This is a genomic window from Desulfogranum japonicum DSM 18378 (assembly GCF_000429945.1).
GTDB classification, from domain to species: domain Bacteria; phylum Desulfobacterota; class Desulfobulbia; order Desulfobulbales; family Desulfobulbaceae; genus Desulfogranum; species Desulfogranum japonicum.
Genome location: NZ_AUCV01000001.1, coordinates 287,084 through 306,940, shown reverse-complemented (window position 1 = coordinate 306,940; position 19,857 = coordinate 287,084). Strand labels below are relative to the sequence as shown.

16 protein-coding genes and 1 tRNA gene are annotated in these 19,857 nt (G+C 46.3%); 1 reads left to right on the top strand and 16 read right to left on the bottom strand.

Annotated features, from left to right (window positions below; translation table 11 throughout):
• Nucleotides 1-6: 6 nt before the first annotated feature.
• The 9 genes from feoB to G493_RS0101290 all read right to left on the bottom strand — a co-directional run bounded on the left by feoB (nucleotide 7) and on the right by G493_RS0101290 (nucleotide 8,982).
• On the bottom strand, nucleotides 7-2,346 hold the full coding sequence (gene feoB, locus G493_RS27280) for a Fe(2+) transporter permease subunit FeoB (RefSeq protein WP_084813364.1): 2,340 nt from the start codon (nucleotides 2,344-2,346) through the stop codon (nucleotides 7-9).
• Entirely contained in the window at nucleotides 2,346-2,582 is a 237-nt protein-coding gene (locus G493_RS0101330) for a FeoA family protein (RefSeq protein ID WP_028578915.1), read from the bottom strand. Before G493_RS0101330 ends, feoB begins: the two co-directional genes overlap by 1 nt.
• Nucleotides 2,582-2,866 carry a FeoA family protein gene (locus G493_RS27275; RefSeq protein WP_051308919.1) on the bottom strand — a complete coding sequence of 95 codons (285 nt, stop codon included), beginning with the start codon at nucleotides 2,864-2,866 and terminating at the stop codon, nucleotides 2,582-2,584. Before G493_RS27275 ends, G493_RS0101330 begins: the two co-directional genes overlap by 1 nt.
• A gap of 576 nt (nucleotides 2,867-3,442) precedes the next feature.
• Nucleotides 3,443-3,709, bottom strand: a complete 267-nt coding sequence (gene minE / locus G493_RS0101320; protein ID WP_028578914.1) for a cell division topological specificity factor MinE — start codon at nucleotides 3,707-3,709, stop codon at nucleotides 3,443-3,445.
• 2 nt (nucleotides 3,710-3,711) lie between these two features.
• Nucleotides 3,712-4,527: a septum site-determining protein MinD gene (gene minD, locus G493_RS0101315; protein ID WP_028578913.1), complete on the bottom strand. Its 816-nt coding sequence runs from the start codon at nucleotides 4,525-4,527 to the stop codon at nucleotides 3,712-3,714.
• 75 nt (nucleotides 4,528-4,602) lie between these two features.
• Entirely contained in the window at nucleotides 4,603-5,439 is an 837-nt protein-coding gene (minC, locus tag G493_RS0101310; RefSeq protein WP_161629774.1) for a septum site-determining protein MinC, read from the bottom strand.
• A 255-nt stretch (nucleotides 5,440-5,694) separates the two neighbouring features.
• Nucleotides 5,695-6,051 carry a hypothetical protein gene (locus G493_RS0101300; RefSeq protein ID WP_028578911.1) on the bottom strand — a complete coding sequence of 119 codons (357 nt, stop codon included), beginning with the start codon at nucleotides 6,049-6,051 and terminating at the stop codon, nucleotides 5,695-5,697.
• 37 nt (nucleotides 6,052-6,088) lie between these two features.
• On the bottom strand, nucleotides 6,089-7,369 hold the full coding sequence (locus G493_RS0101295; RefSeq protein WP_028578910.1) for a DUF2325 domain-containing protein: 1,281 nt from the start codon (nucleotides 7,367-7,369) through the stop codon (nucleotides 6,089-6,091).
• Between the two features lie 326 nt (nucleotides 7,370-7,695).
• On the bottom strand, nucleotides 7,696-8,982 hold the full coding sequence (locus G493_RS0101290; protein ID WP_028578909.1) for a radical SAM/SPASM family putative metalloenzyme maturase: 1,287 nt from the start codon (nucleotides 8,980-8,982) through the stop codon (nucleotides 7,696-7,698).
• Between the two features lie 630 nt (nucleotides 8,983-9,612).
• On the opposite strand from G493_RS0101290, the gene G493_RS27270 reads away from it, so the two are divergent.
• On the top strand, nucleotides 9,613-10,356 hold the full coding sequence (locus tag G493_RS27270) for a DUF364 domain-containing protein (RefSeq protein ID WP_035272907.1): 744 nt from the start codon (nucleotides 9,613-9,615) through the stop codon (nucleotides 10,354-10,356).
• A 274-nt stretch (nucleotides 10,357-10,630) separates the two neighbouring features.
• Here G493_RS27270 and G493_RS27265 read toward each other — a convergent pair whose 3' ends face one another.
• The 7 genes from G493_RS27265 to G493_RS0101250 all read right to left on the bottom strand — a co-directional run bounded on the left by G493_RS27265 (nucleotide 10,631) and on the right by G493_RS0101250 (nucleotide 19,695).
• Entirely contained in the window at nucleotides 10,631-11,107 is a 477-nt protein-coding gene (locus G493_RS27265) for a molybdopterin-dependent oxidoreductase (protein ID WP_084813361.1), read from the bottom strand.
• Nucleotides 11,108-11,434: 327 nt separating this feature from the next.
• Nucleotides 11,435-13,294, bottom strand: coding sequence for a M48 family metallopeptidase (locus G493_RS0101275; protein ID WP_028578908.1), 1,860 nt, complete (start codon nucleotides 13,292-13,294; stop codon nucleotides 11,435-11,437).
• Nucleotides 13,295-13,442: 148 nt separating this feature from the next.
• Nucleotides 13,443-13,519 (bottom strand) — tRNA-Arg (locus G493_RS0101270).
• A gap of 103 nt (nucleotides 13,520-13,622) precedes the next feature.
• Nucleotides 13,623-15,671 carry a CHASE2 domain-containing protein gene (locus G493_RS34230; RefSeq protein ID WP_028578907.1) on the bottom strand — a complete coding sequence of 683 codons (2,049 nt, stop codon included), beginning with the start codon at nucleotides 15,669-15,671 and terminating at the stop codon, nucleotides 13,623-13,625.
• Between the two features lie 217 nt (nucleotides 15,672-15,888).
• On the bottom strand, nucleotides 15,889-17,091 hold the full coding sequence (locus G493_RS0101260) for a putative sulfate/molybdate transporter (protein ID WP_028578906.1): 1,203 nt from the start codon (nucleotides 17,089-17,091) through the stop codon (nucleotides 15,889-15,891).
• Nucleotides 17,092-17,176: 85 nt separating this feature from the next.
• Nucleotides 17,177-18,445, bottom strand: coding sequence for a glucose-1-phosphate adenylyltransferase family protein (locus G493_RS0101255; protein WP_028578905.1), 1,269 nt, complete (start codon nucleotides 18,443-18,445; stop codon nucleotides 17,177-17,179).
• Entirely contained in the window at nucleotides 18,442-19,695 is a 1,254-nt protein-coding gene (locus tag G493_RS0101250) for a glucose-1-phosphate adenylyltransferase family protein (RefSeq protein WP_028578904.1), read from the bottom strand. Before G493_RS0101250 ends, G493_RS0101255 begins: the two co-directional genes overlap by 4 nt.
• Nucleotides 19,696-19,857: the final 162 nt, after the last annotated feature.

The window sequence follows — 19,857 nt, the reverse complement described above, 5'->3', positions numbered from 1 at the left end:
ACTTCCCTATATCGTATATCCTTCTGTGGTACCGTAGCTTGGCCGGGTTGATTGAGAATGGTGCCCAAAGTGATTTCCGCCCAAATATTTCAAGAGCATGAATACTATTATAAAAGCTAAGATGTCTCCAATGATAAACATGGTAGATACTGCTGGTGCCTTGCTAAACATTGCGACCTGATAAAATAACGTAGAAGCCAGGTAGGCAAGAAAAGTCGTCCAGAAGCCTGCAAAAGCTGTCCAGGCTAAATTGGTTTCACGATATACAGCCGCGATGGCAGCGCTGCATGGGAAATACAGTAAAATAAACAACAGGTAGGCAAAAGCTGCTATTTTTGTCTCAAAGAGAGCCACCATACTGCCAAAAGTACCAACGCCAACTTCCTGTTCTTCTGCTGCAGTATCTCTATTACTTACATCACCAACAGAGATCCCCAGGGGATCAAGGAAAGTTCCTGCCAAACCGGACAGATTTTCAGGGATAGTTGCTAAGGCATCTGCTATTGCCCGCCCCAGTTGAAAAGAACTGTCTTCCTTACCTTCATCTTCTCCAATCCCTGCATAGAGAGAATCCAGAGTTCCAACCACTGCCTCTTTAGCAAAAATTCCTGTAAAGATACCAACGGTTGCAGGCCAGTTCTCTTCTGTAATACCCATTGGAGCGAAAACTGGAGTTATGGCTTTGCTTACTGCAGCCAGCACGGACGTTTCCTTTTCTTCGTTTCCAAAACTACCGTCAATCCCCATGCTATTCAAAAAACTCAAAACAACAATGACTGGAACCAAAACTTTACCTGCTTTAAAAAGAAAGCTTGTCAACCGTTCGTAAGCACGTAAAATTACGGTGCGCACACCAGGTAGATGATAAGGCGGCAGTTCCATTACAAATGGGGTGACCTCTCCTTTAAGTAGAGTATTTTTCAACACTAACCCGGTTAAAACAGCAAAACCAATCCCGATGAGATAAAGCAAAAAAACCAAATTTTGCCCGCCTACTGGAAAAAATGCAGCAGCGAACAATGCATATACAGGCAAGCGTGCCCCACATGACATAAAGGGATTCATCATTATTGTAAGCTTTCTATCACGCTCATTTTCCAATGTACGTGTTGCCATTATTGCTGGCACGTTACAACCAAACCCCACGAGCATTGGTACAAAAGCCTTACCAGGCAGACCTATTATGCGCATAAAGCGGTCCATAACAAATGCCGCCCTTGCCATATATCCGGAGTCTTCCAAAAACGACAGACAGAGAAACATGAAACCAATGGGCGGAATAAAAGTGGCCATGGTCTGCACCCCACCGCCTATCCCGTTGGCAAGGACGGTAACTATCCAGTCAGGTGCAGATACATTCTGCAAAAGGTAACTTATGCCATCTACAAAGATTGCTCCGGCAAACAGATCAAAAAAGTCAATAAATGCGCCACCTACATTAATGGTCATCATGAACACTGCATACATCACGACCAAAAACAGGGGAATCCCAACAAAGCGATTCAAAACAAATCTATCAACCGTGTCTGAAACAGTTTCACTCATCTCTCCTTTTCTAGTAAGGCATTCGCGTGTTAAATATGATATATAATCATACCGAGCAGAGGCAATAACGATATCAGCTTCTTCCTTTTCGATGGACTCAATTGTTTCCCGATACCTATCAACTATCTGCAACTGCTTGCTGCCAATCATCTGGCATATCTGTTGATCACCTTCCAGTAACTTGAGTGCCAACCATGATTTTTCTAGCCTGTGTACAGCTGCAAGTTCAACCAAATCATTTTCCAACCCCACAGTCATATCTTTCACAACCTGTGGAAATTCTATCTGTGCTGTTGGGACAATGCGATCTTCTGCAACTTCAATAATTTTTGTTTTTAGTGTATCCAGACCAACCCCGCGGGAAGCTACCATGGTCACAACCGGACACCCAAGCTCCTCCTCAAGTTTTGTCACATTGATCTGCATCTGCTTGTCTTGAGCAATATCCATCATGTTCAATACAACAATCATGGGAACACGCATTTCAAGCAATTGACATGTAAGATATAAATTGCGCTCAATATTTGACGCGTCAACTATGTTCACAACGACCTGTACATCACCTGAAAGCACATATCCTCTGGCTATTTCCTCGTCCAATGAAGTCGCAGCCAGCGAATAAATACCTGGTGTATCAACTACCGTCACGGGGACAGACTTGTACTCATATCTTCCTTCCTTACGATCAACGGTAACACCGGGCCAATTGCCAACCTTTTGCCTTGCACCAGTCAGATTATTAAACAGAGTAGTTTTACCACAATTAGGGTTTCCAACTATTCCAATCTGTATTGTGTTCATTATTTCAATTCCTCAATCTGCAGAGCACATGCTTCATCTTTTCTTAAACTTAACCTGTAACCTCTGACTGTAATTTCCACCGGGTCTCCCATTGGAGCCACCCTGGTTACGGCAAATTCAGTTCCTTTAACCATTCCCATGGCAAGCAATTTTTGCCTGTACGCGCTGGAACCTGAAGCAAACCCTATAACTTTTCCTTCTCTGCCAACAGCCATTTCAGCTAATGTCGTTTTCATTACTTACACCTTATCACCTGAATCTTTTGAGCCATGCCACCACCAAGGGCGTACTTGGTACCATTCCTGCCTATAAGAACAGCTCCCTTCCCCTGTCTCTGCAACACATTTATCTCATCATCCAGAGCAATGCCCATGCTCAACAGACGCTCCTGCATACCGCACCCCCCACGTATGCCGACCACTCGAACCACCTCACCTTCACAGGCCATCGATAATGGTAAAGCACACGGGGATAAACCATATTCTCGCTCAAAGCCACGAGCACAATAAACCTTCGACATATTCACACCACCTTGCATTGTTAATCAAGCTTTGCAATATTAGTCATGCCTAATAAAATATACCCGTGTTCTATCTTGCCGTGGCTTCCATGTCAACATTAAAGTTAGAAGATGCTAAATTTTAACCAGCTCCTAAACTTTTTACTCAAACTTAAAATGTCTTTCACCAGCAATATTTCCAGGAATCACGTTGCTCAATAAGGGCAATTATAAACAGATTACTATTTGTAAATAGTTACATGATTCCTGACTTCTCAGTTAAACGAACTGATCACAGACACTCACGGAGCCTCCTTCTGGTAGCTTGCCTCTTTGTGTAATCGCAATTTCACACATAGACAGGCTAGTTTCTGTCCATAAATAAGTTTTATCTTAAGGGATGCAGAAAAGAGCTATTATTGACAAGCACTCACTCGCTGCTGTATGTCCGACAAGTGAGATCTCCGCAAACAGGCTATCTCATTTCAGATTGACATCTTCCCAGGAAGTACAGCCTGAGCTTCGGCAAAAAAAAACCGGTAGATGGTAAACCCCATCTACCGGTTCTAAAAAGAGATTGAAATATGAGAAAAAGGGTTACACGCCCTCCTTTTCCTCCTCAGGCAAAGTTATATTCAACTCCAATACTTCACAGTCACCGTCCCGCTCCAGCTGCACCTGGACTGCACTTTCATCAATCATCACATACTTTCGCACTACCAGGAGCAACTCTTCTTTCATAAGCGGCAGATAATCAGGGCCACCACGTGTAGACCGTTCGCGGGCCACAATAATCTGCAATCGTTCCTTGGCGACTGTTGCAGATGTTTTTTTATTACTGCGAAAGAAGTCTAAAAAACGCATAGTTAGCTCCTGAACAGTCGTAACTTATTAAAAAAACCTTTTTTCTCCACCTCAATAAAACGATGATTTATATCTTCGCCAAGCAACCTGCCAACGGCATCATCATACGCCTGCCCTGCATCTGTTTCATTTTCCAAAATAATGGGACACCCTGCATTGGATGCCTGTAGTACGTCCTTAGATTCGGGAATGACTCCAAGCAGTGGAATTGCTAAAATCTCAGTAACATCCTCAACACTCAGCATTTCTCCTTTTTCAACTCGTAAAGGATCATACCTGGTTAACAGCAAGTGTTCCTTCACTGGATCCTGACCGTTCTCAGCGCGCTTTGTTTTACTGGCAAGCAACCCCAGAATACGATCAGAATCACGAACTGAACTGACTTCAGGGTTGGTAACAACTATGGCCTCATCGGCAAAGTACATGGCCATAAACGCTCCCCGTTCAATACCGGCGGGGGAATCGCAGACAATGTAATCAAAATCTTCAGACAACTCTTCAATAACTCGGCCAACCCCATCAATATCCAGAGTATCTTTATCGCGTGTCTGTGAAGCGGGCAGGATATACAAATCACTCACCCTTTTGTCTTTAATGAGCGACTGTTTTAAATTGGATTCTTTACGTATGACGTTCACGAAATCATATACAACCCTGCGCTCACATCCCATGATCAAATCCAGGTTACGCAGGCCGACATCAAAATCAATCACAACAGTTTTATAGCCCCGCAAGGCCAGACCTGTTGCCACAGCGGCGCTGGTAGTTGTTTTACCAACCCCTCCTTTTCCCGATGTAGTGACGATAACTTTTGCCATCGAAGTCTCCTCTATACTGAATCGTTACCTGGTGAATATCCAGAAATAGTACATTTGTTGAGATACAGCCATGCGTTACAGGGGATTGATGATGAGTTGTTCTTCACGCAGATACACCTGCACTGAAGCTCCTCGAAATTTTTGCGGTAAATCATCATTAATCAGGTAGGTACCTGCTACAGATATCAGGTCTGCCTGAAGATCTTTACAGAAAATCCTCGCACTCTCATCTCCCTGAGCACCTGCAAAAGCCCTGCCACGTAGTGTCCCGTACACATGAATATGGCCATCTGCCATCACCTCGGCTCCTGTGCTCACAGCAGCCATGATAATAAGATCTCCTCCTTTGGCATACACTTTCTGCCCGGAACGTACAGGCTGCAGAACCAACATTGTTGGTTGCGCCTGCGGCTCATCAACCAACTCTCCGCAGACAGTTTGCCCTGCGGAAGTGGCTGTTGCTCCTGATTCATCCTGCTGATCTTCAGGAACAGTCCTCTCTTCTGTATCAGCTTCCTGCTGTTCAGCAACAGAATCCTCATGTCTGGACGAAACGCTTTGATTCCCTTTACGGGCAGTTTCCGCTGAAGGCCAGACAGCTATCTGTTGCTTTGCAATAGCCTGCTTAAGATAATCAGGAGGCGCAACCACACCAACTGGAATAAACGAATGCATATAGAGCATATCATACGCATCGTTGAACCACTTAAGATCAATGGCATCTTCCAGATGCTCAAAATCCATGAGCACAGGTGCATTGCGAAAAAAGGCGGGTGCTACTGTTAATTTTTCTTGTAATTCCTGTTCCAATGCAACGAGATCGGCATGGAACACCTCTACGACCATAAGCGAGACTCCTCGTCCCCTCATGATCACTGCCGTATTTGGTTTTCTGTCTGTGGGCGCTGTCATTAATCTCCGAATATACCCCTTTATATTCACGAAATTCTCGCACCATGTATACCATATTTTCCACATCAGGCAAAGCTTACCTGATCAAGAAACTGGAGATTGTGCAGGCAATGATCGGGATTATGAGAAAAAACGAGGAAGAATGAAGTTTGGAAAATGGATCGTGGAAGGGGAACCGGCAACGGCCCAAGAATTGGGGAGGAGACACATTGCCGGTTTCAAAAAATACATCACTCAGCACTCAGTAACTGGGGACTACTTGTTTTTAATACCACATTGCCGGCTTCCACACCCTCCGCACCTTTTCTTTTTTGCCGGCTGAACAATAACCCTGGCTGCGTCATGGCTGATTTCCATCCCCTTCTCACCCGTGAGATATACACGTTCGCAAGGCACACGTATTTGTTTGAGATGGCTTGAAAAAATATACTTTGCAAAGGGATCGACCCTGGTTAGCCCTTTAGTATGAATAAACACATTCCCCTGCCCTGTGTATACATGACTTACAAGAGACACCACCTCCCCCGCTGTTTCCTGGCTAAAATAGCCATACACCTTTATATGCAGATTACCATTTCGTTGATTTGCTTCGATGCGATTCTGAACGCCCATACCACTCACCTTCATTATAGTAGCTTGAACCATCCATTCACTGGACAATTTCAGCAATTCCCCTCGCAAGAGAGGATAAACCTGAACTGCGCATCATCACGAACGGTTTATCGTAACGTTTGCAGATTTTCTTCACACATGTACAGGCGTCATGACTTACGCAGTCCACCGGACAAACAACGGCATCGGCCGTATTAAGCAGTTTCGGTAACATGCTGCGCGCCACCTCCCTTCCTCCGTCATGATGGAGGAATTTCCCTCCGTGCTGCTCTACTATTGTCCTGTACCGAGGCACAAGATTATGCATCCCACCAACGTACAGTACGACTTTTCCACATAGATCAGCCCCAGGACATCGGTCAGAATCACGATCATCGCATGCAGCACAATGCGTCTCTGTATTCAGAGCACTATGCCAGATAGCCTCCAAAGATTGCAGCTCCTCTTCAACTTCATGCTGCTGTCGATGTGCCTGTATGAGAGATTGTTTTAAACTCAAAACCTCTGCCCGGGTTCGCTCTAGCTCCGCCAACATTTCATCACGTTCACGGGAAAGTATATCCATATTGCCACATAACAGATTGCACTCCTGCCGAGATGCTGCGAGTTCCATTCCTAAACTGTCACGTTCTTCAGCTATTTCCCTGTAATGCTGACCGCTTTCCAGATCCTTGATTTTTCTGACCAAAGCTTCGTTTGTGCCCTGAAGTTTCAAATTGGCCAGACTCAACCCATCAGCCTCTTGGCTTTTTTCTATCAGCAGAGCTGCTTTTTCCCTAGTCACCTGTCTTTCAGATGCCAATACTTCCTCAAGCATGCTCAACCTTGTCTGCAATGTATCAACAGTCTTTTTACGATGCTGAAATTGCGCCATACATTCATGCCCCAACATATGCACTTGCCCGTATATTTCATTAATGAGCTTATTATCCGGCGAAGGATGGGTCATGACAGCCCAATATGCTCCTGCAACCCTTCCCGACTCAAAATCTTCGTTCCAAAGCTGCCAGATCTGCTCATCGTTACCTGCACGTTTATACCTGACTATGGCCAGACGGTATTTTCGATCCAGCAATTTCTGCAGATACCTGGACTGCGGTTGCCGAACCGAGGCAAGCCCGACTAGAACTGAGTGCGTAGTATATTCAGTGGGTTTTGATGATTGAGAAAAAAGCTTTTTCCTTGCCAGCACCTGAAGATCATGCTTACTGAGACACGTTCCGACGACGGAACAGTGATACCCCTCATGGATCTCCCATAATTTTTTACGGTTTTTTCTGTTACTGGAATCGACTTGCTTTTCAGATGGTAATTTCATATTACCTCCCATTAATCCTTTGTAATCAACCAAAAAACTTGTGGCGCAATCATGATTACCTGCTGTGGTTTCTTGCCTAATTTTTTCCTACTTTCAACTGTCCACACAACCATTCCATGCTTACGTTCCGGTAAAGATGATACACACTTTTCAAAAAAGTCAGCTTGCATGCATGGCAACACAATCACCCATTAGGGACAACACTTTTTATTAGGCACCCCTAAACCTTTTGGCAAAAATTTTCGCGCCCACCAGCATAGTGAACGCGATATCTTCCTTCCCTGATTAGTCTAGCCTAAACTAATTGTCAAGAGCTAAAATCCATTTTAAAGACACCTGGTCCAACCTATTGACCACATACAGTGCCCGCATGGCACTTGGCTACCGTGACAGTCGCGAATATCCATGGCATTCTGTTTCAACAGGTTAGCACACGGTCCAGGGGTACAGCTCCAGCAGGTGGAGTAGGAACTTTGTGTCGCCTCTTGGCGAAACTCCTTGTAGCTCTTTTTCTGCCAAATCTCCTCCAGGGATTCGTCTTGAACATTTCCATAAGTATGGTGTTCAACCAGAAGGGGTTCATTATTCACCTGACACCTGAAGGTGTGCCATAGAAAATGGCACGGAGAGATATTACCATATTGATCAACAAACGATGCCTGCTCATCCATGAAAAAACAGTGACGTTCTTTCTCTTCGTAGGCAAGTTTGGGAGGTAAATGCAGGGCTATCCCCAGGGACTTTGCTGCACACTCAGCTTGTTCAAAAATCTGTCCCAACGTTTGCGCCAACTCTGCATCAAAAGTAAATAAATTCTGCAGATGCATTCGTATACCTGAGGCAGTTGCTTCTTTGCGCATCCATTCTCCAATTTCCAGAAGAGTCTGGTCCTGATGATCGCGAGCATAGTGCAGCCGGACATTCGGAAGATTTTCCAGATTCACCCCTAGTTCTTGGGCTCTCTTTTGCCATTTTTCATAGAGCTGCACTGCACTTCTGGTGTTTGGAGAAAAGAGAATAGACTCTTGCCCTCTTCCATCATAGGAATACAGATGACTGACCAGGATGTAATCGACCCTATGCGTGCCAGCCCAGGCAACGAGATCATTCAATTGATGCATGTTGTCTCTACTGATCACCACCTCAATACCGAGTTGGAATGGTCGTGCACTTTTGTTGCGGGCACGGTCAAGGCTCTTTACCGCATTGATGACTGGTGACAAAGAATGCTCTTTTCCTCTTAATTCCGCACGCGTATCTTCCAGATTATCGAGAGACAGGCAGATGGTATCCAGCCCTGATACCAACAGTTTTTCAGCGTTACTATCATTTACCAGCAGGCCATTGGATTGAAAACCTATAATCCCCTTCTCCGGCATGTGTTGCCTTGCCAACTGAACCATTTTGACGAGATCTGGATGCAGGAGCGGTTCACCAATCCCGTTCAACACGAGAAATTCCACAGACTGCAAACCTGTTACAAGAGATTGAAAAACCTCCATCGCCATATGCCCCTCAGGTATACAACTGCCCTGGGCATGCTTCACACACATGGAACACTGCAAATTACAAAGGGTGGTTACTTCTACATAGACTTTACGGGGGGATGACATATAAAACTCATAAACGAAAAATACAGGGCGGCTGCTCACATGGCACCTGATCTTTCCTCTATCAGCCTGACTTACGCATGATCCAATACGATCCGCCAGCCTGCTTGCGAATGACCCAGGCACTCTGTAACCACATACAAACCGAAGACTGTTCAATAACAGCAAGAAACAGGTTCACCAATTAGACCTTCAAGGTTATAGAAGAATTATGACAATTTTTCAACATGGTTTTCATGCTACAAGGTGGCACACAACACAAATGAAACTGAAAATGTGTAACTGCTCGCCGGCTATGAAACAGCAGGTATCAACTTGCGCCAGTACCTGTTTATCTCGGGTCCCTGATTCATTGAAGCAGATTTTTTTCCATGGTTGGCCATGTGATAAGGCCTGATCAGACCTAAGAGGGCACCTGAGGTTTTCGCAAGCAGGCTGGCGGATCGCATTGAATCATACGTAAGCCTGGCTAATCGCGTAAAGATCGGGTGTTCTGTGAGCAGTTACAGCGAGACAATAGGTCTAAATCCCTTGCCTGTTTACAATTTTTTCAGTATTGCTGTCTGCAGGTAGGCGGAACTCGGAAAAGATGAAGGATTCCCTTATCTTTTCCTCACACCATGGGAGAATCACATGAGTATTGCAGCAGAACTTATCCGTTTTGGAACCCCACTTGCCAACGGGTTAACAGTCAAGGAAATTCGCCTTGGGCTGGGCTATAGCTGCGCAGAGTTATCTGACAATAGTATGGGCATCGCCTGGACTCCAGATAAAAATCCACAGGGAACATGTACCCACTTCAAAACCGCCGGTACCATCCAGGGCAGCGATGCCCTTACCTGTCTGGAATGGCTGGAAAGTGACAATCACCTGGCCCGCGCCATTGGTCTTGCAGTCTTTAATGCCCTGAACAGCAAAGTTGACCGTTCTCTTTCCGATGAGGAAGCTATTTCACTGCTTGGAATTAAACCGGAAGACCATGTGGTTATGGTTGGCTACTTTGCTCCTGTGCTCAAACGTATCCGTGAAACAGGATGCTCCCTTGATATTGTGGAACTGAACACCTTCAAGCCAAATGTCTTAAATGCTCAACAGGGTAAAGAAGCCCTTGCCCGCTGTGACGTGGCCATCATCACTGCCACCACCATTATCAACAATACCTGTGAAGAAGTGCTGGCATCGCTGAAAAAAAATAGAGCAGCTCTCATGCTCGGTCCTTCCACACCTGTTTGTCCTGAAATATTTAAAGATACCCGGATAAGCCAACTCAGCGGGGCATTTGTCACTGAGCCAAAACCATTGAAGGTGATTCTCTCTGAAGGTGGCGGCACCAAACTCCTGAAAAAGCATTTGCGATTTGCCAGTGCTGTAGTGTAAGAGGCTTGCAGCAAGCTAGAAGCCTGTGGGAGAAAAAATAGCAATTCTCCCACAGACTCCTGGGAACAGTTGGCTGGCAGTCACCTCAATACAGAGTTCGCCAACTGTTTTTGTACCTACTCATAGAGAAAGGGATAAACTTGAAACTCACCTGTATTTGTAACTGGTTACATGGTATCTGAGATTTTCGCAATCAGGCTGGCGTAGCATTGGATCATACGTAAGCCAGGCTGATCGCGGAAAGATCAGGTGCACGGTGAACAGTTACCTGTTTTTATATGAACTCATCAAGCAAAACAATTTCTATACGTGCAAGGCGTTTCACATAACGGGGACCACTCAAAAAATCTCGTCCAGAGATAAGGTCCGCAGGCCCATGGCCGCCATAGAGAGGCACACCATCTTTTTCCAGTAGGATCAAAACCCCCTCGCCCACCACTGTGTTGAACAATTCCTGCCAGGAAAATACGGTTGTATACCCATCGTCTGACCTGGCAATGATAAACATTTTTTTTGTATCATTATGCCCGGCAGCAATTACATCCGCCAGATTAATTACATCTGTGAGCAGCACTCCTTTTCCAGAGAGTGAACATCCCTTGGGTTCGCCACTGCCGCATCTCAGGGGCAGTTGGTTGGCCTCGAACTGATCAAGTTCGCGTAAATCATACATGCTTAACTGTAATTCCGTTGCCACCTTACCGCAGATCTGTAAATGATAGGACTGGTTGTCATTATATGGTCTTTGCATTGGTTGCCTTATAAAAGAATAAAGAAAAAATGAAACGAGATCTGAGTATAAGTAGTTGGATTGTCAGAGCGCGTTATCTGGTTACAGTCACGGCCAGATATCAGTACCTTTGTCATAGTTGCGGGTAGGTCACATGTTCCTCACGACGCTTACTAATGACAAGACAACAAGTTACATAGCGATTCTCCCATAATATATTTCTTGAGAATATCCGGCGCTATATCTTGGTATATACTTTCATTTCGCCCAAAGCCCTTTTACCCATAAGGAGAAGGGGTTGGGAAGACGCATCGTTCCGCAACTATGACAAAAAACCAATACTTTTACTCAGATGATTCTCTTGCCAGTCTTTGCAACCCTTTTGGCAAACTTCCTGGTCTCACCCGCTCTGCACACTACAAAAAAATCACCCTCAACATCCAATTTCTCAGCAACCTTTTGCTGGATCCCATGGAGAGAGAACAAAAATCCTTTGGCAGCGAAGGCGATAATATAAACAGGGCTTTCGGGAAAATACTGGACCGTTTTCTGTGCCAGCCAGACCTTGCCTACTTTCTTTTGCTTCTTGAGATTGGCAATCAATTGCTGAAGCAATTCATTGTCTATCTGTGGATGTTCCAGCTCGTCCTCGCAGGTTATAGTTTCCCTCTCCTGCTGAGCCGCAATAAAAATCTTGTTTTGCTCCAACGCCATTTGCCACCACGCCTCTGCCTCTTCCCCCCTGTCATTCTGTTTGAGGAAATCGTACCCGGCATGTGCTACACGCTCGATGAGTTGGACGCTTTTACTAGCCAGACGAAGATGCTCTAACCCGGCATCATCGCCTTGTTCAAGCAAGGCAACACCGATAAAGAAAGCGGGATAGGGATCTTCAGGGTAACGCTCCTGGAAAATACGAAACAGAGGAAGGGCTGTTTTTCCGGAGACGAACTCATCCGTCCAGCAAGCATAGCTCCATAGGTCGTCATCACAGAGATCCACAGGTTGCGCCTGAGCGAATTCCGCTAAACGGGTCTGTGCATTGACTACATATTCATAGCGTTCTTTCCAGGAATCAAGATTATTGCGAATCCATTCCTGATCGAAATCTTCCCTTATCTTCTTATTACCTTCCCCCAACCAGGCTTCAGCAGCACTGGTTTCAGAAGGAACAGGGAGTTGAGGCGAAGCACCCAGTGCAGCAACTCGATCGTGGAGGCAGGGATGCGTGTCCGCATAGTGGGTTTTTAAGGTCATCTCCTCTTTTATACGAACGAGCATATCCTCCTTGGACAACGGATTATCTTTCAAAAAACGGATCAACCCTTCAAAAGGCGCATATGGCGGTTGCGCATGCTCGTCTGCATAATGCAGGTAGATATCCCAGTACCTTTGATCCAGGTAAGGTGCAGTTGCGTAAACGTTTACCAGAGCGCGAGTAGCTATCTCTGGCGAGGTTAATTCAGAGGCAATTGAATCCGCCTCATATTCGTTGCTACGTGCAAGGGCAAACGAATACGCCTCAAATCGGGGTGAATACCAATCGAAAAATCTACCCATCAACATACCACCCCACGACTCTGCCTGGTCGAAAGCGGCCATCACTCGAAGCCATGACAGGCGGACCCGGTATATCCATCCATTGAAGCGACTGTGGTTGCCGGAGAGATGACCAAATTCGTGGGCCAATACTGAGCGCATCTCCTCAGGTGAGAGCGTGAGCAACAACTGGTACCCAAGAATCAGGTAATTTTTATTCCAGCCCAGTACACCCAATCTCGGATGTTGTAATACAGAAGCATTGAGATTGTTGTCGAGAATCACTTCGTGGATTTTGAGAGACTTCAGCTGGCTGCTCAGGGCATCAAGCTCCGCAAACAGTTCGGGGAACTCCTTTCGTTGTAAAGAATAGCCATCCGGCGGTGTTATTTTCACCCACAGCGCTTGAAACAGCACCCAAATTCCACTCGCCACGATAAATATGAGCTTTTTCTTGATGAGAAGAAAGAACAGCGCTGTACTAAAAAAGGCGGCGGCGACCAGACCTGCCCCAAGCCCTAGAAGCACGACAAATACAAGTAATATCACCAAATATCCAAACAGGGCGAATAAGGCAACTTTCGCTGCATAAGCCTTCGAGTTGGTTTCGGCTTCTTTTTCTGCCTTCTTGACCAGATTAATGAATTCTTCTTCGGTATTTATGGCCATGACTTCTTTTTAAATCATCGCTTCAACTTTTATGGGGAGATGGATCAACCAAGAAAACACATTTAACAGGAAAAGAATGTGCAGAAGTTGAACACATCGGTGTTTAATGAAAAGATTTTCCCGACCCTGGATAAGCGCCAGAAAAAAATGGTGATCCCGGCAGGATTCGAACCTGCGACACCCAGATTAGGAATCTGGTGCTCTATCCTACTGAGCTACGGGACCACATATGGTGACTATCTTTGATATAGCAGGATCAAAGACAAAAAGCGAAATTTTTCTTGTACAAAAAATGGGATGATGTTTTTACCAAACACACTCAATTTCGTCAAGTGGATATCTCGTTACTTGAGTCGGGCTGCGATGCACCTGCATCATTATCAGCAAACTGTCTGGCAATGTCTTGAAAGACATGCTCCAACGCCTTGAAGGCTTGCACAATTACCGGATCAAAATGTGTGTGTGCACAATTTCTGATAATCTTCGCTGCTTCAGCATGACTCATTGCAGATTTATACACCCGTTTGGAAATCAGGGCATCATACACATCGGCTACGGCCATCAAACGACCGCTGAGAGGTATTTCTTTACCTTCAAGCCCGTTTGGATAACCAGATCCATCCCAACGCTCATGGTGAGTTAACGAAATTTCCTGAGCTGTTTTCAGAAAAGAAGCACTGTGAGGAATCCCCGAGGCAATCTCAGCCTTAACCAAAGCAGTGTTGCCGTAAATGGTGTGCATTTTCATTTCTTCAAATTCTTCTTCTGTCAAACGCCCTGGTTTCAAAAGAACAGAATCTCTCACCCCAACCTTACCCACATCATGTAAAGGAGACGATTTCACCAACATCTCGATTTCCTGTGGTGCCAAACGGTATTCCTGCGGACCGTGAACAGCCAGATGTTGTGCCAGGGCCTGGATATAATGTTGGGTTCGCAACACATGACCTCCTGTTTCGGTATCCCGCGTTTCCGTCAGCGAGGCAAGAGCAACTATGGCGCAATCCCTTGCTGCAATCAAATCGCGCTCACGACGTTGCTCGGCCAGCTCTTCACTGCGAAAGCGTACCAAAGCAACCAATATGAACGTACTGACAAAAATTATCAGTACCGTTGTGGGCGCTACGAACACGTGTACAAAAACAAAGAGCAGAAAGGAACATAACGGTATCGTAATAAAACCTATGGGCAGAATTGAAGCTGCTCCCAACGTTGAAAAACGTAACCCCACAATCACCGCGCTGATCACTGCCAAAAAAGCGAACAGGGCCTGGGCACTTTTAATCCAGCCCGGCTCCGCAATAGTGTCATTATGAAGTATTGCAGCAATGGTTGCGGCATGCACCTCCACACCAGGCAGACTCCAATCCATTGGTGTGGCATGGGTATCCAGCAGTCCATTGGCAGATGATCCAACAAGCACAATCTTGTCGGTAAATACCAACGGGGCCACAGCACCGTTTAAAATATCTTTAGCTTTGATGGTCTCATGGGTTGTACCATTGCCCGTAAATGGTACCAGAAAATATCCCTGTTCATCCAGTGGCAAAGAAAAAGCACCGAGTTGAAGGGATGTCTCCCCAAGCATGTTCTGTTCAACAAGCACCATATTCTCCCCCAGGGCTTCGCAAGCCATACGGAGAGCGAGGGATGGATACAGTTCCTGTTTATACCTGAGCAACAAGGGAACCCTTCGGAGGACGCCATCAGTGTCAGGTAATACATTCACAAACCCTACACCCCTGGCAGCCTCCAATAGAAGGGGGACAGGAGCCACAAGACCTGATGCAGTGGTAAAGAGGTCAGCAACATGTGAAGGCTGCAGGACCACAACCCCAAGCCCCGGTGCAACCGATACATCATTTTTGACAGAGTCTTCTCCAAAAAGAAACATAGCTCCAAGATAACTCGGACTTTTCCGCAACTCTTTTCCCAGAGCAAGGTCTGTATGCACAATTTCATCGGGCAAATTACTCAGCATCAATTTCACGTTATGGCTCTTCTCCAGGCTTTGCTGAACATTGGCGAGTGCTGCCCGGTCATGTTCCCCGAAAATGATATCCATGCCAACGACTTGAGGATTACCGTGATTCACACGGGCCAGCATTCTGGCAAGCAGATATCTGGGCCAGGGCCACTGACCATATTGCGCCAAGCTGGACTCATCAATATCGATCAGGAGGATGTCTTTGGGTTGATCAAGGGGAGGACTGCGATACCTGAGGAAAAAATCATAACTTAAACGTTCAAGTTGCTGTAACGGCTCCACTTGCAGATAGACAACAGTTGCAATCAACAAACCTGCCAGCCAGCCTATAACGAGAACTGTTGTATTCCATAGCGGCGTCTGCTTGTCACGAAGCAATGTTTTTCCCATGTTATCTCCGTCATTACACGCCCTGTGATCTGTTATGTGAAATCAGATTCGTTATTAAGGGTCACGGAAAAAATAAATATCCAATCTTGCTTGTCTCTCAACTCGGTAACGTCGTCGCGTCAATGGCTCAATACAGCCAGTATGGAACCATTGACGCGACGACGTTACCAAACCGATATCCTACGCAATTTTTGGACATTTATTATTTTCCGCGACCCTAAGCTGAAAACTCCTTACGTTCAAACAAGTGAGCCAAAAGCAAACCTACAAGAAAGGCTATGGCCAGGTTGAGCACCAAAGTTATACTGAGCATTGTAACTACAACAACATAATCTTTGCGTTCCTCCAGGTCCATGATGGATACAGCCAGATGAGAGCCGGCAAACAGCAACAGAACTCCAAGAATGGACAAAGGAATTAAATCGAGAAACAGGGTAATCTGCGTGCCGAAGCATATAACAAGCAAAAGAAACACTACGCCGATAATCAGGTTTGAACCGGCTGTACGGGCTCCAAAACGATAATGGGCCGCCAACCCGCCAGCACCATGGCAGAGCGGCATGCCTCCAACCAGGAAACTCAACAAGTTGGCAATGGCCATACTTAAACAGACGGCACGATTCGTCACCCTGTTCGCTTCTGATCCAAAATATTGCCTGGATAAATCCGTATATGCCATAACGGCGTTACCCAAAGTCATGGGTAATTGCGGTAACACCAGAACAGGCAAAGCAAACATGAAATCTGCAGGTGAAGGGAAAGACAGGGGCAGCAGTTGAGGAAGGAACACACCGGGTGCCAATTTATACAGGGAAGCAATACCGCCAAGTACCAGCCCTGTAATGATCCCAAAACCGAGGACGGCAATAGCTGCCGGCATACGCCTGCTTTTGAGCAAAAAGAATGTAAGGACAATACCTGTGGATCCGATAATCAGGCTGACAGGAACAGGTCCAATTCTCTGCAGAACAAGGTGAGGCTCGACAGCCTCCAGGAGTTCCTGCAATCTCGATGTACCGAGAATAAACCGAAGCCCGCTGACCATGAGCAGGATTCCGGTACTGAGCTGCACACCTCGAATGACACTGGCAGGAGTATATTTCCTGATAAGGTCTATGGCCCCGGTGACGGCAATGAGGAGGAGAAAGAGCGCGATACACAGGCCAGCTGCACCAATCTGGGTACCGCTTACCGAAGTAGCAACGGCATATGCCCCGACAACCTTCATGGGTTGCACAGGCACAGTTATACCAAAGTAGAAGCCAGCCAGAATGTAATAGAGCCCAATGCTGAAAAAAATCCCAACCGGGCTCATGCCATTCACCTGTACCATAGCTAAGGCAATGGGCAAGAGAGTTCCAAGATCTCCCAGAGACCCGGCCAGCTCCATACGATCAAAACGGTAACGGCCAACCTGCATCTATTACCCCTGATTTCAGATTATTGCGAAAGCCAGATGAGCCTGATCCCAGGGGGAAGCTACCTGGTACTATCTGTGCGAAAAATCAAACAGAATCACCATCTGACAGCTCCAGAGAACCATTAAATGTACTCTCAGCAAACCCGAAATTAATTCGGCAATTTCGACCAACTCGTGCGCCGGCAGGTATTCTGGCCTCCTTGCCGACAAGACTGATTCCTGTATAGAGATGCTTGGGAAAGAGTTTATTCGCAATATCCATGTTATTACCGTTACCAATGACAGCATTCGGACCAACCCAGATGCGCTTGTCACAGATAGCCAGGTCCACTTTGGCTCCTTCTTCTATGACGCTGTCATCAAAAACGACCGAATTGGAAACCACAGCTCCTTTCTTTACATGTACCCCGGGGGAGAGCACAGAGTTTTCAACAGTCCCTTCAATGACACAGCCAGCTGAAATAATGGACGAAGTCACAGAACAGCCATTGACGAAACGACTGGGAGCACGGTCCATGGGACGACCTCCATATTCGGGATTGGGTTGAATTTCCCATTCTTCTGGGGAAATACCTGAATTTTCCCGAATAAGATCCATATTCGCTTCCCAGTACGCCTGGATAGTACCGACATCACGCCAATACCCATAGAATGGATAGGCAAAGACTCGATCTTGCTGAATTGCTCTGGGTACGATATGCATACCAAAGTCAAACTCCTGTTTATTATTGGCCAGGGTGCGCAGAAGATAACCGGTATCAAACACATAGATGCCCATGGACGCCAGGTTGGTTTTAGGTTCCTTGGGTTTTTCTTCCCAATCGATGATACGGTTCTGGCCATCGACTATTCCGGCACCGAATTGATGAATCTCACTTTTGGGAACAACCATCATACCAATGGTAATATCTGCCTGTTTATACTGATGGTAGGAAAGCATGGCGTCAAAATCCATGCGATAAATATGGTCACCGGAGAGAATCACCACCTGCTCAGAAGGATTATTCTGTATAAAATCAATATTCTGCCTGATGGCATCAGCTGTCCCTTGGTACCAGTCGCTGTCCTTTTCCCCTGTACGCGGCGGCAAAATCTTTACGCCGCGTGTACGGCCGGTAAAATCCCAGGCCTCACCACCACCAATATGCCCCATGAGGGAAAGAGGCTTATACTGGGTGAGTACCCCAACCTTGCTTAATCCTGAATTCATGACGTTGGAAAGACTGAAATCGATGATTCGGTACAGGCCGCCAAAAGGTACTGCCGGTTTTGCCCTATGCCCGACCAAAAGATTAAGGCGACTGCCAATGCCGCCTGCCAAAAGCAGGACCAGCGCGTCTGAACCATTTTTCATTTGAGTTCCTCCCCGTCCTGCAATGGTCTTCCCGGCCACCTTTCTGCGGTAATTTTGGGCCAGACAGTGCACCCTGTACCGATTTGACAGCTGTCCGGTACATCATTGTTCCAGCCAATCACAGTTACAGAACCAGCCTCGTCACGACCGGGAGAACCGATCTGCACATTGCGGCCAAAAGTAGTATTCACATCACTGACCACCCTGTTTAAATGCGCTCCCTGCTTGACAATATTGTCGAAAAAAAGAATGGAATCGTTGACTTCCGCACCTTTAGCAACTCTCACCCCCGGAAACAGAATGGAGTTCCGTACTGTACCTTCGATCACACAACCATTGTAGGCCATTGAATTTTCCAGTTGCCCGCAACTGCCAACCTTCAAAGGCTGGCGTCCTGCAATGTTTCTGTGTCCCAGATTGGTTCGAATACCCCAGGATTCAAGATCTATTTTGGGATCAGGACCGAGCAGATCCATGGAGGTCTGCCAATATTCATCCACGGTCTTTGTATAGCCCCAGTAACCGGAAAATTTATACCCATATACCTTGCACTGCCTGGCCATCATCAAGGGGATGATATCCCGACCGAATTCATAGGACTCATTGGCCTGGTTTTCCTTTAAGACCTCATAAAGCACTTCCGGTTTGAAACAGAACACTGTCAACGAAGCCCAGCGACTTTTAGGTTTGGCAGGTTTTTCTTCATAGGAAAGCATACGCCCTCCTTCCGATGAATCGTCTGCTATTTCCGCTACTCCAAAACGAGAGGCAGAACCTTCGGGAGCCATGACAAAGGCTGCCGTCAAATCGGCATCGTGCTCATTATGATACCGGATCATGTTGCGATAATCCATCTGGTAAATATGATCGCCAGAAAGAATGAGCAGGTTGGACGGATTATGGTACTTGATAAAATCAACATTTTGATAGACGGCGTCTGCGGAGCCGCGGTACCAATGGGGATTCTCATAATCCTTGAAGGGAGGGAGTATGGAAATACCCCTGTTCCTGCCAACCATATCCCAGGCTGCGCCGGTCCCGATATGGTTAATCAGTGAATAGGAACGATACTGGCTGAGTATTGCAACCAGTTCAATACCGGAATGGAGAAGATTGGAAAGAGGGAAATCGATAACTCTGGAAAAACCGCCGAAAGGAACAGCTGATTTCGGCCTGTAATGGGTCAGAACTCCAAGCTCATCCACTCGTCCCCCTGCGAGAACCATAGCCAGGGTTGAAGGTTTAAACATAGCCACACCTTTACGGTTTATGTTTACCTGCCTGTCTTGTCATACAGCCACAACCAGGATTAGGATTGCATTGCCTGGTGCATAGTATTGCAATTGAGCGACTCTTCGCAAGGATTAACTGCGCTCAACCCGCATTTCTCAGTGGGGGGAGTAACCTGTGTC

Coding starts and splice junctions, on each gene's coding strand:
- G493_RS0101275 (WP_028578908.1), bottom strand. CDS start 13,294: ATGGCCATAAATACCGAAGAAGAATTCATTAATCTGGTCAAGAAGGCA.
- G493_RS34230 (WP_028578907.1), bottom strand. CDS start 15,671: ATGGGAAAAACATTGCTTCGTGACAAGCAGACGCCGCTATGGAATACA.
- G493_RS0101260 (WP_028578906.1), bottom strand. CDS start 17,091: ATGCAGGTTGGCCGTTACCGTTTTGATCGTATGGAGCTGGCCGGGTCT.
- minD (WP_028578913.1), bottom strand. CDS start 4,527: ATGGCAAAAGTTATCGTCACTACATCGGGAAAAGGAGGGGTTGGTAAA.
- G493_RS27265 (WP_084813361.1), bottom strand. CDS start 11,107: ATGCAAAGACCATATAATGACAACCAGTCCTATCATTTACAGATCTGC.
- minE (WP_028578914.1), bottom strand. CDS start 3,709: ATGCGTTTTTTAGACTTCTTTCGCAGTAATAAAAAAACATCTGCAACA.
- G493_RS0101255 (WP_028578905.1), bottom strand. CDS start 18,445: ATGAAAAATGGTTCAGACGCGCTGGTCCTGCTTTTGGCAGGCGGCATT.
- G493_RS0101300 (WP_028578911.1), bottom strand. CDS start 6,051: ATGGGCGTTCAGAATCGCATCGAAGCAAATCAACGAAATGGTAATCTG.
- G493_RS27275 (WP_051308919.1), bottom strand. CDS start 2,866: ATGTCGAAGGTTTATTGTGCTCGTGGCTTTGAGCGAGAATATGGTTTA.
- G493_RS0101250 (WP_028578904.1), bottom strand. CDS start 19,695: ATGTTTAAACCTTCAACCCTGGCTATGGTTCTCGCAGGGGGACGAGTG.
- G493_RS0101295 (WP_028578910.1), bottom strand. CDS start 7,369: ATGAAATTACCATCTGAAAAGCAAGTCGATTCCAGTAACAGAAAAAAC.
- G493_RS0101290 (WP_028578909.1), bottom strand. CDS start 8,982: ATGTCATCCCCCCGTAAAGTCTATGTAGAAGTAACCACCCTTTGTAAT.
- G493_RS0101330 (WP_028578915.1), bottom strand. CDS start 2,582: ATGAAAACGACATTAGCTGAAATGGCTGTTGGCAGAGAAGGAAAAGTT.
- feoB (WP_084813364.1), bottom strand. CDS start 2,346: ATGAACACAATACAGATTGGAATAGTTGGAAACCCTAATTGTGGTAAA.
- G493_RS27270 (WP_035272907.1), top strand. CDS start 9,613: ATGAGTATTGCAGCAGAACTTATCCGTTTTGGAACCCCACTTGCCAAC.
- minC (WP_161629774.1), bottom strand. CDS start 5,439: ATGACAGCGCCCACAGACAGAAAACCAAATACGGCAGTGATCATGAGG.